The following is a 16,159-nucleotide window of genomic DNA, read 5'->3' on the forward strand; positions in this document are numbered from 1 at the left end:
GCACAAGACCATCCTCGCCGCGCTCGACCTACCCGAGCCCCGCCGCTACCACGACTTCACCACGAGCTGACCGAGCAGCCCCCAGCCCGGCCCTGCGAAGTCCGGCCGGAAGCCTGTAGTAACACGACCCTCGCCCGCCCGAGGTCCACTATCCCGCGCCATCACTGGGAACCTCGCCGATCCGCATGCCTACTATCTGCGGAACTCCGGGTACGACCGGCGCGAACTCGACCGTTCCTGCTGCTCCCAGTGCTCCAGGCTGCATGCCTCGCTGCAAAAGTTCCAGTTCACAGACACGCCGCCGCAGTTCCGACATTCCGTCGTCCAGTCCTCAGAGTCATCTTCAGCGACACTTGATGCCTTGCGAAAAAAACCCACCCTTCCACCCTTCATTGGATCGCCAGATCGCTCCTGCCCAGTCGACGCCGACTCGGCACATCAGGTGCAGTTGCAGCCTATCTCCTATGCGCATCGCGTGCCCAGCATGCGAAGGCAGCACGCAAGTGGCCACCCCACCCACTAACTCTCCCAGATGCACGTCCTGCGGAGAGACAGCTTCCAGCGCCTGATGATCGCGCTCGGGCGGTCCCCATGCACCGCCATGCCCGGACCTCTACAGTCACCATATGACTTGTCCCACCTGTGGAGACTCTCTCATCGCGATGCGGAACGACGACCCCGCATACGGGCCGGCAGTGCTCTACTTCTGCGAGACCGCTGGCGCCGCCCACATCCCCTACGGATGGCAGCCTGAAAGCCGCCGCTGACCCCGTTTTAAGGTGAGGACGCAGCCTGTGCGCCAGCAACTCGAGGGCCCGCAGCGGCATTTCCGGATGGTTGCCGAGCTCGGCTGGAGTGACTACCCATAAGGGCGTGGAAAGGCGAAGGTCACCCCGGCGTCGTCCTGCGCCAGCTCCTACTGCTGAGCCTGCTGCCGTTCAAGCGCGCGTGGCGCCTCGTCCGCTAGTGTCCGTGTATGGCACGCAGGGTCGCAGTCGTGGGGTTGGCGCTGGCCGTTCTCGGCAGCCTTCTGATGGTGTGGGGACAACCCCCGTTGCGGGTCGCCCGTACGGTCCCGGTCGACTATCTCAGCAACTTCGTGCTGGCTTTATTGCCTATCGTCGGCAGGCTTCTTGCCTCGGTTGGGGCCGTGACGATCGCGTTCGCCGTGTTGATCAACGTCACCGGGCGATCACCTGTCACTGTACGTTCGAGACTGCTGCTCGTGGCGGGCTTTGCTCTTGTGCTCGTGGCGATGCTCGCTGAGGCGGGCCTGGTCTCGTACTTCATGAACGTTGATCGGATCCGCATGATGCTGGCCGTGGTGAGCGTTACAGCACTGGCACAGGCGGTGGGCGCCGCCCTGCTCTCGCTATGGCTGACCGGGCTCCTAACAGCGCATGTTCCCCTCGCACGTCAGCCCGTGGGAGCAAGGGACATTGCTGCTCGTTGACGAGTCCGCCGTGGAGGGGAAACTGGCCCGCCTTCGAGCGGACAGCGGCAGAACAGGGCGTGCCTGGGTGGATGACGAATGACTCGGACTACTGTCTCTTCAGTGAGGTACTACGTGCATGGAGCTGGTCGCTCTGGCGCGCAGGCATGGCCTGAGCAGGCGGCTGAGACGGCGGTCTTCGCCGACCACGGATCGGCGGGCAGCGCCGCCGAGAAGGCAGCAGCGGTAGGACAACAGGCACCCGCTACTCCCTATGCCGTCGTCGCTCATTCCCTTGGTGCCGTGATAACCGTGCTCGCCATGCGCGGGCACAACCTGTCTCCATCACACCTCGTACTCGTGGAGCCGGCACTTTACGACATCGCACGCGGGAACCCAGCCATTGAGGCGCACATCGAACCGATGACCCGTGCACGCGACAGGGCCAAGAAGGGAGATCTGTTCGGCTACTGGCAGATCGTCAAGCCGATGCTGTTCGGCAAGACCGCCACGGGCGACGCCTGGGATAAAGATCAAGAAATCGCGGCGCGGTTCGCCAGCTTGGAAGCGCCGTGGGGCCACCAGATCGACCCAGCCTTCGCCCGTTCCGTGCCGACTCTGGTCCTCACAGGTGGCTGGAACGACGAGTACGAGGCCATCGCCACGGTCCTCGCACAGGCGGGTGCGTCCACGGTGGTCCTCACAGGCAAAGACCACCGGGTCCAAGATCACCCTGACTTCCACGCGACCGTCGAAGCCTTCTTGGCAAGCAACCGCTGGTGACCGAACGCCGCCCCTCTGGGTGCGGCAAGGACGTGTCCATCAGCACCGCGAGACCCAGCAGGTGTAGCGCCCCGCGTGCTTCAGGCGGCAAAGTCGGACGAGCGTAGCCGTCCTCCACGCGGCAGTTCCGGATGCCACTGCTGCTTCGCGAGAGGCTCGCTGTTCGGCCAGTCTCGGGTGACGTTGATCGCCAGATCTGGAGACATTTACTAGTGGCTGCCTTGTTCCGCATATGTGCATGGCTGATGCAGCTCTTTTTGCAAATAGGCACTTGTCTACTTCTGGCCCCTCGGGCGCCCTTCAGCTTCGTTAGGAGATCAAAGTGAGGTGGACAGCACCACCAATTGACGATCCGCGCCAAGAGCAATTTCTCCCCGCGGAGGGCGACCTCCCTGGGCGCCTCTAAGCCTTTTCCCGCACGACCAGATGACCTCAACTGGGTCGCCGGCGTTATCCATACGCCAACATTCCACACGAACAGATGGCATCAGTTGGCAGACCCGTCTCGTAGCCGCCTCTACTGATGCATCACAACTTCGTGCCAACTCAATCAACCCCTGGGCGAGTGCGACTGGCGACCCCGCGAGTGGTACGTGCTCTTGAATTACGTTACGTGGAAAGAGTATCGCACCCGCCACGTAATCACTGGCGCGCTCCGAGCGCTGCGCGTCATAAGGAACCACATGGGGCCACGTATTACATATATGGTGGCCCAGTTCGTGGGCAATGCTGAATCGCTCACGGTGGGTAAACTCCGTAGGAGTTCCTCCACGCCAGGTGTCCTGGAGGAGGATTTCACCTTCCGCGGCGTTCAGCACCGCCTCGCCCGATGAGAGCTGTGATCGCCTTATAGCAAGTCCAAGGCGCAAGGCCATCGCCTGTAAATTGACTGGAGCTTCTTCGGGCCTGAGCATCCGAAGAAGTAGGTCCAGCGGCTGAAGGGGCGTTGCGCTCACGTTCTCAGGCTCCGTTAGGAAATAGTGCTGGCATCCCCGAAGCATAACGCGCCCATGGGGTGGATCGACTTCGAGCCGCAGTATCGTACTCGCGGTAAGTCCCCAGTTCGAGACCCCGCGCCCTGGCTACTCGCGCGCGGAGGTCTCGCCAATGTTCCTCATCGCTACTTGACCAGCGTTTCAGGGCGAGGAGCGCAACGTCTCGAAATGCCTGATTGGCGCGCATTCCCTTGAGTTGCGAGATGGCGGCGTTGCTGAGAAGGACCTCGAAGCGCTCGAGCGATTCGAAACGTTGCTGCTGTGAGCGAAAATACACGTCTATTATCGCTTCGACGGACGGGTCCGCCTTTTCTTCGTCCGCACGTCCCTCTTGGATGACCGGAAATGCGTCACCATCTAGGCGCAGCCACAAATTTGGGTCTTTATGCCCGGGCTTGACGCCACTGGAATATATCACGACGTCGCCCGGGACTAGGCCGAAGTCTGCTTCTAAACGACGCGCGAACGCTGTCCGCGGAGTTGCGCCAGACGGGCCGGAGAAGAGCTTCACTGCATTGCGGAACCGGTCGGGCTCATAACTGGGAGAAAGTGAGAACTCGGTCTTATGCAAACGACGCAGAACGATAAGATCGAGCAACTCCAACACTTGCTCGTGCTCCAACATGGTCTCGTCGTCAAGTTGAGGTGAAGTCGCGAGACGTCGTCGGATCACGTCGTCTACCAACCTCAACATGCCGTCCTCATCGGCATACTCAGAGCAGCTGAGCCTCTCAACCTCGGCCAGATCGATTTCCGCGAGAACGCCTGTGGTGGCAAAATGCCCGAGGACTCTATCCAACATTGCCGCAGAACTGGATTTTGCGGGATGTCTGTAAACCACTTGAGTCATCTCGAATCGACTCCCCAGTAGGGCAGCGACCGCAGTCGCAGCATCCTTCTTGTATCGACGTTGATAGCCGAGGTCTACTACAATCCTCGCCGCGGATTCGCCTGTGTTTTCGCCGGGAGGGATGCATGGGAGCAGGTATTGCAGCAGGCGCGGGTTGTATGACCCTGCTTCGATGCCTGAAGAATGTTGGTCCCGCCGTAGGTAGTCAATCACGTCTGCAGAAACGGGCCCGACAAGGAGTTCCCTACAGAGCCCGACCCGGAATCGCCCTTCGTCGTAACGACCGGGCTGGACTCTTGCATCTTTGGCTGTTAGCTCCAGAACCAGGTCAAGAACTTTCACACTGCGTCTGACCACTTTGCTGCGCACGCTGCCGTATGTCCTTTCGAGCAGTGTCTCAAGCGGCCAGCCCACAAGAAGGCGTTCGGAAACTTCGCTCATTCGTGGACGTTCTTGTGATAGTGGTCGATAGGATTCCATGCGGGCCACCAGACGCATCCGCTCCAAGGAGTCATGGCCCCGGAGCAAGCCCAACTCATCTTCGAGCGTGTGTCCGTACGGTAAGTGCCCGACGTCGTGAATCAAAGCGGCCAGCCGAACGAAGACGCGCTCCTCTTCGGTGAACTGACGCCCCAGTCGCCATGAAGACATAGGATAAGACTTCCGCGAATCAGCAGCAATGTTGGCATCCATTGAATCCATGAGCAGAGTCGCGGCCTGCAGGGTTCCCAACACGTGTGGGAAGCGCGAATGCTCGGCAGCCGGAAACACATGATTCGCACCGCCGAGCTGCGCGACGCGTCTCAATCGTTGGACGGCGGGGTGGTCATACACAGCCCTCTCTGCTGGACTGCACCTAATGAAGGAGTACGGAGGGAGCGCGATCTCCTCCACCGTGGCGTCATGGAGAAGCGGATCACCTTGGAGCTGGCTGCGTGCTCGTAGCGCTTTGCGCCGGCGCTGAGGGCATCGCGCCGTCCAGTGGGCACTTCCCGGGCAAGAGTAGGCTCCGGCATGCTCGCGACCTCCGTGGCGTAAGGTGTCCGACTGTAGTCACGCTACAGAGGCACGTCTATAACGTCGGCGCAGGCTCCCTGTTTCCCGGCGCGTCCACCGTCGGCCCTCGGCGTCAGCAAAACTGACTCGGACGCCAAAGAGCCGGGGGTTCACTCGGTCGGAGCCGTGAGCCGGGTGCTTGAAACGGAACTCCGTGCATTCTCCTGGTCCGATCCGCCAAGCAAGCGTCTCCTCGAGCGGCCAGGCCCCACTTGCGGCCGTGACCTGCACCTGCACGTCGAACACTGGTCGGGGGCCTCTGTTGTGAACTTGGACGCCAGTCTCGCTGCCAACGTAGGCGTCCACCTGACTAGCGTCTCGCCGACGTCTGTCACGCACTTGGTGCGCCAGCGTCACAACCGACACGAGGAGTGCTGCCAGCGCGAGGACGGCCAGGATCCAGTCAGGCCACGTACCGTAGGGCACGGTGGAAGGCGAAGACATGTCGTTCCCAACTGGTCGACGGGCCAGGAGTATGTCAATCTTGACATGACCGATCGAGGGGAGCAAGATGGGTTGGCAGTGGACCTCGCGGCAGCTGAGCGGAGGGGTGAACGTCATGGAGTCGGCTGTCTTGGCATGCATGGACCGCAGTGCAGACCAGGGCGGGTCGCGCAAGGCGGCAGGGCAGGCCTTCGTTGGTCACCTGGACGCCATTGCCCGAGTTGGACCAGCCGCGGCCATACCGACGCAGGGCGTTAGATGGTCGTACCTCGACGTCCCGCCCCCGCTCCAGCTGTATTGGGCGGTGGATCCGAGGTGTACGCGCCAGCTGTGCTTGGTCGCCCTCGATTGGCGCTGGTGTGACGACCAACCCAGCGGTCGCGCCAAGTCCCACGAAGAATGCATCGATGTCGCCGCCCGGCGCTTGACGGAGTTGCTCCCTTCTCAAGACAGGAAATGACATGTCCGGTCTCACCGATTTGATTAACAGGCACGGTTTGGACGAAGGTGAAGGCTCAGCGCAAATTCGCGCCGTTAGAGTGAGTCGGATGCTGGTCGAACACCTAGCGCGCCTGCGCGAGGAGGCGGGCGTCACCCAGGCGGCGCTAGCTCTCCGCATGGGAACAGACCAGGCGGCGGTAGCCAAACTGGAGTCTCACAGACACGACCCCCGCCTATCAACTGTGTTGCGCTATGTTGCGGCGCTTGGAGAACCGGGTAGCCAACTGCTAGGCCTTCTCGAAGGCGTCGCGGATGACCGCTCGGAGGAGGGCAGCGAACATAGTACGGATGGCCACATTCACCTACATGAGAAGAAGCCTCGCACCCGCCCGGGGATGATCCCAACTATCGCTCGTTCGCGTCGCCGATAGACACTGCTGAACGGTCATACGTATCTCGAACTACCGCCAAGAACTAGGGTCCAGCGTCTCGTTTGGTCAGCGACGTTTGCTCGAAGCCCCGGCTCGAACGCGGGGGTCCGTTCACGTCCGTCAAGTCGAGCTTCTGGCGCGACCCGTTCCACCGGCGTGGGAGGCGCGACGCATCCTGTCGCGGTCGCCGTGACATCCGCAACTTGGCGTGGCAACGATGTAGGGACCCTCGGCGCGCGCCGATCACCTACATATGCCTGAGGAGCGCGCGCTCATCGGCGTGACAGCGATGTACCGACCCTCGGCGCGCGCCGATCACCGACATATCCCTGAGGAGCGCGCGCTCATCGGAGGTTCCGGCCTCTTACGCACCGCGTACTCCTTGGGATCGTGCATGTGAGACCCTGGGTCGCTGTCAGCCGCTTTAGGAGGCATGAGCAGGCACACTTCCCAGGCGGGCACCGCACCCAAGCGACAGTTCGAGTCTCTCTCCCAGGCGGCCGAGCGGACCGGGCTAAGTACCTACACGCTCCGGCGCAGGATTGCGGACGGCCGGTTGCCGGCATACCGCAGCGGGTCTCGCATCATCCGGGTCGACCCTGACGACGTCGACAAGCTGCTGACTCGCATCCCGGCGGTCACCCGGCGCGGCTAGAGGGCGATCTGCTGGCTCAGCCGCTTGGTCAGGGCCCTGTCCCGAGCGGCGCTCGCGTGCTGGTACCGCAGGGCGACCGTGACATCTGTGTGGCCTCCTCTGTACAGCAGCTCTGCCAGAGTCGCCCCCTGCACGGCGTAGGCACTGAGTCCGGTGTGCCGCAGACTGTGGAAGTGGAAACCCGGCCGTCCCGCCTTGTCCCTGGCCTCCCGCCAGTGGCGGTCCAGCGTGGACTGGCTCACCCGTGTGCCTTTCGGACCGCATACGACGGGATCCGCGGCCTGTGGGCCAGTGAAGGTGTCGAGATGGTGGGCCAGGTCCGGTAGGAGCGCAGCCGGAATGGCGATGCTTCGTGTGCTGTCCGCCTTGGGTGGGGTCAGGGCCCCCGCCTGGCTGTTCCATTGTCGGCGTACGTGCAGGGTGGCCTGGTCAGGGTCCTCCAGGTGCTCGAGGTCGCGACGTTGCAGGCCGAGCACCTCACCCATCCGCAGCGCGCACCATGCGGCCAGTGGAACCGCGATGCGCAGATGCTCCGGCATGGCCTCGGTCAGCGCCCGCACCTCGTCAGGGGTCGCTACGTCCCCCTGCGCATCTTCGGGCCGGACGCGACGATGCTTGGGCACCTCTGGGAAGGAGAACGTCTGGAGGCCGCCGGCGCGTGCCTTCACGGCAGCGTTGATGCAGGACCGCAGCACGATCGCGCTGTTGGGGGCGACGCCGTTCCTGCGGGCACCCGCGTGCCGCTTGCTCGGCAGGCGGGCGAGCGCGGCCAGGTGATCGGCCACGAGATCGGTGGTGAGGTCGATGAGCCGCACGTCCCCGAGCTGGGGGAGGACGTGGTTCTTGAGCACGGACCGGTACGCGACGATCGTCCCCTTGGACCTGTCAGGATTGGCTTCAAGGGAGCGCAGCCACTGTTCCGACCATTCCCTCAGCGTCATGCTCTCTGCTGCGGCACGCTCAGCTTCGGCTCGCTGTGCGGCTCGACGGGCGGCGGGTGGTACGAAGATGCCTCGGGCGGCGTCGGCCCTGGCGATGCTCAGCGCAGCCTTGGCGTCGGTGAGCGTGTCGTAGACGCCCAGGGAGTGCGTCTTCCCGTCGTGGTTCATCCGGACCCGGTAGCGGCCGCGGAAGCGCACGATCCCCTGCGGCAGCTGACCCGTGCTCTGGCTGTTGCCCACAGTGCCCCACCTTCCGACACGATCCCGCGGTGTGTCAGCTGTGTGTCAGTTTCGTTGCTGGTACGAGCCTACTCGTGCTCACTCCTGCGCAACGCAAGAGACCCCGGATTCCGCGCCGTGACGCGAATCCGGGGTCTCACCTGCGGTGACGTAGATCACGTCAACGCACTACGGGTGAGTGACGGGACTTGAACCCGCGGCCACCTGGACCACAACCAGGTGCTCTACCAGCTGAGCTACACCCACCAAGGGGCTGCCCGCGACCCAGGGGGTCGGTGGACAACGCGGACCATCGTACCCCGTCGGTCGGGGTGCTCCGAATCGGTCCCGCGCTGCTCAGACCTCCCGCGTGTGCCGGGCGGCGATCTGCCGCAGCGTCGCGCTGTCCAGGCCCGGTGCGGGCGTGAACACCGCCTCGCGGTAGTAGCGCAGCTCGGCGATGCTGTCGAGGATGTCACCCAGCGCCCGGTGGCCCCCGGTCTTGGGCGGAGCGGCGAAGTAGGCGCGGGGGTACCACCGGCGGGCCAGCTCCTTGACCGAGGAGACGTCCACGATCCGGTAGTGCAGGTGGGCCTCCAGCTCGGGCATGTCCCGGGCCAGGAACACCCGGTCGGTGCTGACCGTGTTGCCGCCCAGGGGTGCCTTGCGACCCTCGGGCACGTGCTCGCGGACGTAGGCCAGCACCTGCGCCTGGGCGTCCTCGAGGGTGGTCCCGCCGTCCAGCAGGGGCAGCAGGCCGGAGCGGGTGTGCATGTCCCGGACGAAGTCGCCCATCTGCTCCAGCGCCTCCTGGGGCGGGCGGATCACCAGGTCCACCCCCTCGCCGAGCACGTTGAGCTCGCCGTCGGTCACGAGGCAGGCCACCTCGACCAGGGCGTCGGCCGTGGTGTCCAGGCCGGTCATCTCGCAGTCGATCCACACGATCCGGTCACCAGTCACGCACCTGAGCCTAACCACCCCGCGCCCGCCGGTAGATTCGCGCCCATGCTGCACCCACCCCATACCCCCTCCCAGGTCTCCGGCGACTGGCACGGGGTGATGACCGGGTTCGACCCGCACGGGCCGGTGCCGGCCAACGCCACCCGGCGCCCCCTGCTGCGCCGGATCCTGCTCGCCGGGGTCGTCGTCACCGTGTTCGGCCTCGCCGCGCTGGTCATGGGGCTGATCGTCGTGGACAGCCTGGGGCTGACCACCGCCGCGCTGGCGATGGTCACCTCCTCGCTGGCCATCGGCATCGTCGTGCCCACCTTCCTGTGGGTGGACCGGCTCGAGGGCGAGCCCGCCCGGCTGCTGTGGTTCGCCTTCCTCTGGGGCGCGCTCATCTCCACCCTGGGTGCGCTCCTGCTGAGCGCCACCGGTATGCAGTTCGTCGCCGGGCTGCACGAGGACCCGCTGGTCGTGGGGGCGGTCGTCGTGGCACCGGTCACCGAGGAGCTGCTCAAGGGCCTGGGGGTGGCGCTGATCTTCTGGCGGGCGCGCCGCGAGTTCGACGGGGTGGTCGACGGCATCGTCTACGCCGGGCTCGTGGCGGCCGGCTTCGCCTTCGTGGAGAACATCCTCTACCTGGGCACCGCCTACGCCGAGGCGGGGACGGCCGGGCTGGTGGGGCTGTTCGTCGTGCGCGGCCTGGTGAGCCCGTTCGCCCACCCGATGTTCACGGTGTGCATCGGGCTGGCCTTCGGGCTCATCGCGCACCGCCGCCGTTGGTCCTCGGCGTGGGTCGTGCTGGTGGGCCTGGCCGCGGCGGTCTTCCTCCACGCGCTGTTCAACTACAGCGCGGTGGTGGCGGCCGACGTCTACCTGCTGCTCTTCGGGCTGGTCCAGGTGCCGCTGTTCGTGGCCTTCCTCCTTCTGCTGCGGTGGGCGCGGCGGCGGGAGTCCCGGCTGATGCGCGACCACCTCACCGGCTACGGGATCAACGGGTGGTTCACGCCGGCCGAGGTCGCGATGCTCGCCGACGGTGGCGAGCGGCGACGGGCCCGCCGGTGGGCGCGGCAGGTGGGCGGGCGCCCGGCCGAGCGGGCGATGACGGCCTTCCAGGACGAGAGCGGCGAGCTGGCGATGGTGCGCAAGCACCTCAACGCCGGCGGGCCGGACGCCGAGTGGCTGCGCCGCGAACGGGTCCTGCTGGCGACGGTCGCCGAGCACCGTCGGGCGTTCGTGGGGCCCTGACGCTCAGGCGGGGAAGACGCCGCTGGAGAGGTACCGGTCGCCGCGGTCGCACACCACGAAGACGATCGTCGCCCCCTCGACATCCTCGGCCACCTGCAAGGCGGCCCAGCACGCGCCGGCCGCGGAGATGCCGCCGAACAGGCCCTCCTCGCGGGCCAGCCGACGGGCCGTCTCCTCGGCGTCGGCCTGGGTCACCTCCACGGTCCGGTCCACCGCCGACGGGTCGAAGATCGTCGGCACGTACTCCGGTGGCCAGGCGCGGATCCCCGGGATCTTGGCTCCCTCGGCGGGCTGTGCGCCGACGATCTGGACATCGGGGTTGCGCGACCTCAGGAACCGCGAGACCCCGGTGATCGTGCCGGTGGTCCCCATCGCGGACACGAAGTGCGTGATGCGTCCGTCCGTCTGGGCCCACAGCTCCGGGCCCGTGCCGTTCTCGTGGGCACGGGGGTTGTCCGGGTTGCCGAACTGGTCCAGGACCCGGCCTCTGCCCTCCCGCTCCATCCGCGTCACCACGTCGCGGGCCTCCTCCATGCCGCCCTGGGCCGGGGTGAGGACCAGGTCGGCTCCGTAGGCCTTCATCGTCCGGATCCGCTCGGTGGAGGCGTTCTCGGGCATGACCAGGACCAGGGGGTAGCCGCTGATCGCCGCCGCCATCGCCAGGGCGATCCCGGTGTTGCCGGACGTGGCCTCCAGCAGGGTGTCGCCGGGGGCGATCTCCCCTCGTTCCTCGGCGCCCCGGATCATGCTGATCGCCGGCCGGTCCTTCACCGAGCCGGCCGGGTTGTTGCCCTCGAGCTTGGCGAGCAGCACGTTGCCGCGACGTTCGTTCTCCGGCCCCGGAAGGCGCTGCAGACGCACCAGCGGGGTGTCGCCGATGACGTCCTCCATCGTGGGGTACTGCCCAGGGTTGCTCACCCGCGCGAGTCTACGGCCGCGGTCGCGTCCTGGCGCCGAGCATGTGGGCGTTCGGCGTGCAGGTCGGCCCGCCTGTCGGGTGGCGCCCCCGGCAGGACTCGAACCTGCAACCTACGGATTAGAAGGCCGGTGCTCTATCCATTGAGCTACGGGGGCAAGCCGCACCAGTGTAGGTGTCGCCTCCGTCCTCACCACTAGGATCCGGGCATGAGCCAGGACCCGGGGGCCGCGCCGCTGGCCGAGCTGCGCGCCCAGATCGACGAGGTGGACACCCAGCTGGTCGACCTGCTGGCCCGGCGGCTCGAGCTCGTCTCCCAGGTCGGCGAGGTCAAGGGCCGGCACGGCCTGCCCATCTACGCCCCCGACCGGGAGCGGGAGATGCTGGACGCCAAGCGGGCCATGGCGCTGGATCGCGGGGTGCCCCCCGACCTGGTCGAGGACGTCCTGCGCCGCTGCATGCGGGCCGCCTACACGCACGAGAAGAACATGGGCTTCACCCGGCAGCACCCGGACCTCGGCCCGGCGGTGGTCGTCGGCGGCGCCGGGAAGATGGGGGCGCTCTTCGCGCGCATGCTCACCCTGTCGGGGTATGACGTGCGCGTGGTCGAACGGGACGACACCCCCGAGCAGGTGGCCGCCGTGGTCGCCGACGCAGGGCTCGTCGTCGTCTCCGTCCCCATCCACGACACCGTCGCCTTGGTGCGCTCGCTGCCGCCGCTGCCCCGGCACTGCCTGCTCGTCGACCTGACCTCGACCAAGACCGAGGTCATGGCCGCCATGCTCGCGGCCCATCCCGGGCCGGTGCTGGGGCTGCACCCCATGTTCGGCCCCGACGTGGACAGCCTGGCCAAGCAGGTGGTCGCCGCCGTGCCGGGCCGCGACCCGGAGGCCTCGGCCTGGCTGCTGGACCAGATCCGGCTGTGGGGGGCCCGCGTGCACGAGATCGGCGCCGAGGACCACGACGCCCTCATGGGCCTGATCCAGGCGCAGCGGCACTTCTCCACCTTCGCCTACGGGTGGCACCTGGCCCACGAGGACCACGACCTGACCGAGCTGCTGGCGCTGTCCTCCCCGATCTACCGCCTCGAGCTGGTCATGGTCGGCCGGCTCTTCGCCCAGGACGCCGACCTCTACTACGACATCATCACCGCGTCCCCGGCGTCGGTGGCCCTGCTGGAGCGCTACCACGACCGGTTCGACGAGTGCCTGGACCTGCTGCGCCGCGGGGAGCGCGAGGAGTTCGTCGCCCGGTTCGCCGAGATCGGCGCCTGGTTCGGCGGTCACGCCGAGCGGTTCCTCACCGAGTCCCGGACGCTGCTGGCCCACGCGGACGCCAGCCGCTGACGCGGCCCCCGGTCCGCCGCCGCCAGGGGCGTTCCGGGCGGTTCCGGCGGTTCGCTTTGGTCGCACGACCGGGGCGGGGGAAACTAGCCGGGTGACCGACACGGATCCCGCTGCGCTGCTCGCTGCCGTCGAACGGCTGCGCGGCTCCGCGGACGCCCTGACCTTCCCGCTGGAGCTGGACGACGTCGGCGCCGCCCGCACGTCCCGCACCGAGCTGGTCGACCAGCTCGACGACTACGTCCTGCCGCGCCTGCGCTCCCTCGACGCGCCCCTGCTCGCGGTGGTCGGCGGGTCCACCGGGGCCGGGAAGTCCACCCTGGTCAACTCGGTCGTCGGCGAGCAGGTCACCGCCACCGGGGTCATCCGGCCGACCACGCGGGCCTCGGTGCTGGTCCACCACGAGCAGGACACCCGCTGGTTCACCGACAAGCGCGTGCTCCCGGGGCTGGCCCGGTCGCCGGCGACGGCGACGGCTCGGCCGGCACCGACGACCCCGGCTCGGTCCGCCTCGTTCCCTCCGACGCGCTGCCCGCCGGGCTGGCGCTGCTCGACGCCCCTGACATCGACTCGGTGGTCAAGGCCAACCGGGAGCTGTCCAAGCAGCTGCTCTCGGCCGCCGACCTGTGGCTCTTCGTCACCACCGCCGCCCGCTACGCCGACGCCGTCCCGTGGGACCTGCTGCGCGAGGCGGCCGAACGGGGGACCTCGGTGGCGATCGTCCTCAACCGGGTGCCCCCGGAGGCCCTGCAGACGGTGCGTGTCCACCTCGCCTCGATGCTGCGCGACCAGGGCCTGGGGCAGTCGCCGATCTTCACGGTCACCGAGGTCGACCTCGACGACGGGATGATCCCCCCGCAGGACGTCGAGCGGCTCCGCGGCTGGCTGCACTCCCTCGCCGGGGACGCCCGGGCCCGCTCGATGGTCATCCGCCGCACCCTCAGCGGCACCGTCGGCTCGCTCGCCGGCCGGGCCGGGGAGCTGGCCGAGGCCGGGCAGGCCCAGGTCGCGGCCCGGCAGGAGCTGGCGAAGGGGCCGCGCACGGCATACGCCGACGCGCTCGCCGGGGTCGAGCAGGGGGTTCAGGACGGCTCCCTGCTGCGCGGCGAGGTGCTGGCCCGCTGGCAGGAGCTGGTCGGCACCGGGGAGTTCCTGCGCTCGATCGAGGAGGGGATCGGACGCTTCCGGGACCGGATCTCCTCCTGGTTCTCCGGGAAGCCGGTCTCGGCCGAGCCGCTCGGGGACGCCCTGCAGTCCGGTGCGGCCGCCCTCATCACCTCCCACGGCCAGGTCGCGGCCAGCACCGCCGCCCGGTCCTGGAAGAACACGCCCGGCGGCGTCGAGCTGGTCGACCGCAACCCCGGGCTGACCAAGGCCTCGCCCGACTTCGCCGAACGCGTCGAACGACTCATCCGCGACTGGCAGGGCCAGATCCTGGAGATGGTGCGCGAGGAGGCCGGGTCGCGCCGCTCGACCGCCCGGTTCCTGGCCTTCGGGGTCAACGGCCTCGGCGTGCTGCTGATGATCGTCGTCTTCGCCTCCACCGCCGCCATCCCCACCGGTGCCGAGGTCGCCGTCGCGGGCGGGTCGGCCGTGCTGGCGCAGCGTCTCCTGGAGGCCGTCTTCGGCGACCAGGCGGTCCGGTCCATGTCCGTCAAGGCCCGCAAGGCGCTCATCGCCCGGGTCGAGGAGCTCTACGAGCAGGAGAGGGGCCGCTACGACGCGGTCCTGCAGGAGGTTCCGGTGACCGACGAGGTCGTGCAGGAGCTGCGGTCCGCCGCGGCCGACGTGGAGGCCGCCCGATGATCGGCCGTCGCCGCGGCAAGGAGCAGGCCGACGTCCCGCTCACCGACCGGGCCGACCGGCTCGCCTCCGCCGTCGACGTGGGCGGGAACCAGCTCGACCCCACGGCCGCCGACGAGGCCCGCGCCGTGGTGCAGCGGGTGCAGGAGCGGTGGGCGCTCAAGGGCGGACGCACCGTGGTGGCGCTCGCCGGTGCCACCGGCTCGGGCAAGTCCAGCCTGTTCAACGCGCTGGTGGGCGAGGACGTCTCGGTCATCAGCCCCCGCCGGCCCACCACCGCGGAGGCCGCCGCGGCCGTCTGGGGCGAGGAACCTGCCGGCGAGCTGCTCGACTGGCTCGGGATCCACAACCGGCACCAGGTCACCGCCACGGGCGACAACGTCGGGCTGGACGGGCTCGTGCTCGTCGACCTGCCGGACTTCGACTCCCGCGAGCTGCGGCACCGGGTCGAGGCCGACCGGATCCTGGAGCGCGCCGACGTCTTCGTGTGGGTCGCCGACCCCCAGAAGTATGCCGACGCGCGCCTCCACGACGACTACCTGCGGCCCCTGCGGCACCACGAGACGGTGATGCTCGTCGTGCTCAACCAGGTGGACCGCCTGCGCTCGCCCGAGGACGTCGACCGGGTGCGCGACGACCTGCGCCGGCTCGTGCGGGACGACGAGGCCGGGGACCACGAGGTCTGGACCACCTCGGCCCGCACCGGCACCGGGGTGGACGAGCTGCGCGCCCGGCTCGGCGAGGTCGTCGAGGCCCGCAACGCGGCCGAGGCGCGGCTGGTGGCCGACGTGCGCGCCAGCGCCGAGCAGGTGGGCGGTGGGGTCGCCGAGCAGACCCCCGAGTTCACGGAGGAGACCGACGACCGGCTGCACCGGGCCCTGCGCGACGCCTCGGGGGTGCCCGTCGTGCTCGACGCGGTGGAGCGCGACTACCGACGGCAGGCCCGCGCCCGCACCGGGTGGCCGTTCACCCGGTGGGTGGCCTCGCTGCGGCCGGACCCCCTCAAACGGCTGCGCCTGGGCGACGACTCGGCCGGCCCGACCGGGATCGCGCCCTCCGACGTCCGTGCGGTCCTGGGGCGTTCCTCGTTGCCGTCGCCCACCCCGGCCGCGCGGGCCAACGTCCAGCTGGCCACGCGGCAGGTCGGCGAGGACGCCGGCACCGGGTTGCCCGTCCGGTGGGCGGACGCGGTCGTGGAGGCCGCCAGCCCGGAGCAGGACACCCTCGCCGACGCCCTGGACCAGGCCGTCGTGGGGACGCCGCTGCGGACCCGCAACCCGGCCTGGTGGAGCGTGGTCGGTGCGCTGCAGCTGGTGGCCGCGCTGGTCGCGGTCGTCGGTCTGGGCTGGCTCGTGCTCATGGCCGTGCTCGGCTTCCTGCAGATGCCGGTGGACCCTCTCGCCTTCTCCTGGGGGCCCGTGCCGATGCCGCTGGCGCTGCTGCTCGGCGGCGTGGTCGTCGGGTGGCTGCTGGCCCTGCTGTCACGGGTGGCCGCGGGGGTGGGGGCCCGCCGCCGTCGCGCCCAGGTGGAGGAACGGCTCGACGAGGCCATCGACGAGGTGGCCTTCCAGCACGTCAGGCGTCCGGTGATGGCGGTCCTGGACCGGCACGAGAAGACCCGGCAGCTGCTGGAGCAGGCGGCCGCCTGACCTGGGCC

At 68.0% G+C, this 16,159-nt stretch carries 13 protein-coding genes, 2 tRNA genes and 1 pseudogene; 9 read left to right on the forward strand and 7 right to left on the reverse strand.

Annotated features, from left to right (window positions below):
• Nucleotides 1–997 precede the first annotated feature (997 nt).
• Nucleotides 998–1,453 carry a hypothetical protein gene (locus BJF81_RS12930; RefSeq protein WP_075958695.1) on the forward strand — a complete coding sequence of 152 codons (456 nt, stop codon included), beginning with the start codon at nucleotides 998–1,000 and terminating at the stop codon, nucleotides 1,451–1,453.
• A gap of 102 nt (nucleotides 1,454–1,555) precedes the next feature.
• Nucleotides 1,556–2,215: an alpha/beta hydrolase gene (locus BJF81_RS12935; protein WP_075958696.1), complete on the forward strand. Its 660-nt coding sequence runs from the start codon at nucleotides 1,556–1,558 to the stop codon at nucleotides 2,213–2,215.
• Nucleotides 2,216–2,532: 317 nt separating this feature from the next.
• On the opposite strand, the gene BJF81_RS21610 is transcribed toward BJF81_RS12935, so the two are convergent.
• Together BJF81_RS21610 and BJF81_RS12945 are read right to left on the reverse strand one after the other, a co-directional pair.
• Nucleotides 2,533–3,216 carry an ImmA/IrrE family metallo-endopeptidase gene (locus tag BJF81_RS21610; protein ID WP_083664216.1) on the reverse strand — a complete coding sequence of 228 codons (684 nt, stop codon included), beginning with the start codon at nucleotides 3,214–3,216 and terminating at the stop codon, nucleotides 2,533–2,535.
• On the reverse strand, nucleotides 3,176–4,894 hold the full coding sequence (locus BJF81_RS12945; RefSeq protein ID WP_143780851.1) for an HD domain-containing protein: 1,719 nt from the start codon (nucleotides 4,892–4,894) through the stop codon (nucleotides 3,176–3,178). The genes BJF81_RS21610 and BJF81_RS12945 overlap by 41 nt, the downstream gene beginning before the upstream one ends.
• Before the next feature lie 1,214 nt (nucleotides 4,895–6,108).
• On the opposite strand from BJF81_RS12945, the gene BJF81_RS21615 reads away from it, so the two are divergent.
• Entirely contained in the window at nucleotides 6,109–6,432 is a 324-nt protein-coding gene (locus tag BJF81_RS21615) for a helix-turn-helix domain-containing protein (protein ID WP_202817493.1), read from the forward strand.
• A gap of 433 nt (nucleotides 6,433–6,865) precedes the next feature.
• Nucleotides 6,866–7,087, forward strand: coding sequence for a helix-turn-helix domain-containing protein (locus tag BJF81_RS12955; protein WP_075958700.1), 222 nt, complete (start codon nucleotides 6,866–6,868; stop codon nucleotides 7,085–7,087).
• Here the strand turns inward: BJF81_RS12955 and BJF81_RS12960 are convergent.
• From BJF81_RS12960 to orn, 3 genes are all read right to left on the reverse strand, one after another.
• Nucleotides 7,084–8,268, reverse strand: a complete 1,185-nt coding sequence (locus BJF81_RS12960) for a tyrosine-type recombinase/integrase (RefSeq protein ID WP_075958701.1) — start codon at nucleotides 8,266–8,268, stop codon at nucleotides 7,084–7,086. The two genes, BJF81_RS12955 and BJF81_RS12960, sit on opposite strands and share 4 nt — an antisense overlap.
• A gap of 173 nt (nucleotides 8,269–8,441) precedes the next feature.
• Nucleotides 8,442–8,514, reverse strand: a tRNA-His gene (locus BJF81_RS12965).
• Nucleotides 8,515–8,604: 90 nt separating this feature from the next.
• Entirely contained in the window at nucleotides 8,605–9,207 is a 603-nt protein-coding gene (orn, locus tag BJF81_RS12970; RefSeq protein ID WP_075958702.1) for an oligoribonuclease, read from the reverse strand.
• A 45-nt stretch (nucleotides 9,208–9,252) separates the two neighbouring features.
• Between orn and BJF81_RS12975 the strand changes: the two genes are divergently transcribed.
• The gene (locus BJF81_RS12975; protein WP_083664219.1) at nucleotides 9,253–10,440 is read left to right on the forward strand and encodes a PrsW family intramembrane metalloprotease; all 1,188 of its coding nucleotides are present in this window, start codon (nucleotides 9,253–9,255) and stop codon (nucleotides 10,438–10,440) included.
• Between the two features lie 3 nt (nucleotides 10,441–10,443).
• Here BJF81_RS12975 and cysM read toward each other — a convergent pair whose 3' ends face one another.
• Nucleotides 10,444–11,358 carry a cysteine synthase CysM gene (cysM, locus tag BJF81_RS12980; RefSeq protein ID WP_202817494.1) on the reverse strand — a complete coding sequence of 305 codons (915 nt, stop codon included), beginning with the start codon at nucleotides 11,356–11,358 and terminating at the stop codon, nucleotides 10,444–10,446.
• Nucleotides 11,359–11,438: 80 nt separating this feature from the next.
• Nucleotides 11,439–11,514 (reverse strand) — tRNA-Arg (locus BJF81_RS12985).
• A gap of 51 nt (nucleotides 11,515–11,565) precedes the next feature.
• On the opposite strand from BJF81_RS12985, the gene tyrA reads away from it, so the two are divergent.
• From tyrA to BJF81_RS13000, 4 genes and pseudogenes are all read left to right on the forward strand, one after another.
• A complete protein-coding gene (gene tyrA, locus BJF81_RS12990) occupies nucleotides 11,566–12,702 on the forward strand; it encodes a bifunctional chorismate mutase/prephenate dehydrogenase (RefSeq protein ID WP_075958703.1) in 1,137 nt (378 codons plus the stop codon).
• Nucleotides 12,703–12,982: 280 nt separating this feature from the next.
• Nucleotides 12,983–13,057, forward strand: a pseudogene (locus BJF81_RS21130) (hypothetical protein); the annotation flags it as partial.
• A 215-nt stretch (nucleotides 13,058–13,272) separates the two neighbouring features.
• Nucleotides 13,273–14,505, forward strand: a complete 1,233-nt coding sequence (locus tag BJF81_RS12995; RefSeq protein WP_237770238.1) for an ABC transporter — start codon at nucleotides 13,273–13,275, stop codon at nucleotides 14,503–14,505.
• A complete protein-coding gene (locus BJF81_RS13000; RefSeq protein ID WP_075958704.1) occupies nucleotides 14,502–16,151 on the forward strand; it encodes a YfjP family GTPase in 1,650 nt (549 codons plus the stop codon). Before BJF81_RS12995 ends, BJF81_RS13000 begins: the two co-directional genes overlap by 4 nt.
• Nucleotides 16,152–16,159 lie beyond the last annotated feature (8 nt).

It is taken from the genome of Ornithinimicrobium sp. CNJ-824, assembly GCF_001942405.1.
Classification (GTDB): domain Bacteria; phylum Actinomycetota; class Actinomycetes; order Actinomycetales; family Dermatophilaceae; genus Ornithinicoccus; species Ornithinicoccus kibberensis.

What these genes read in the sequence shown, in the direction of transcription:
- tyrA (WP_075958703.1), top strand. Translation starts at nt 11,566, where the DNA reads ATGAGCCAGGACCCGGGGGCCGCGCCGCTGGCCGAGCTGCGCGCCCAG.
- BJF81_RS12975 (WP_083664219.1), top strand. Translation starts at nt 9,253, where the DNA reads ATGCTGCACCCACCCCATACCCCCTCCCAGGTCTCCGGCGACTGGCAC.
- BJF81_RS21610 (WP_083664216.1), bottom strand. Translation starts at nt 3,216, where the DNA reads ATGCTTCGGGGATGCCAGCACTATTTCCTAACGGAGCCTGAGAACGTG.
- BJF81_RS21615 (WP_202817493.1), top strand. Translation starts at nt 6,109, where the DNA reads ATGCTGGTCGAACACCTAGCGCGCCTGCGCGAGGAGGCGGGCGTCACC.
- BJF81_RS13000 (WP_075958704.1), top strand. Translation starts at nt 14,502, where the DNA reads ATGATCGGCCGTCGCCGCGGCAAGGAGCAGGCCGACGTCCCGCTCACC.
- BJF81_RS12955 (WP_075958700.1), top strand. Translation starts at nt 6,866, where the DNA reads ATGAGCAGGCACACTTCCCAGGCGGGCACCGCACCCAAGCGACAGTTC.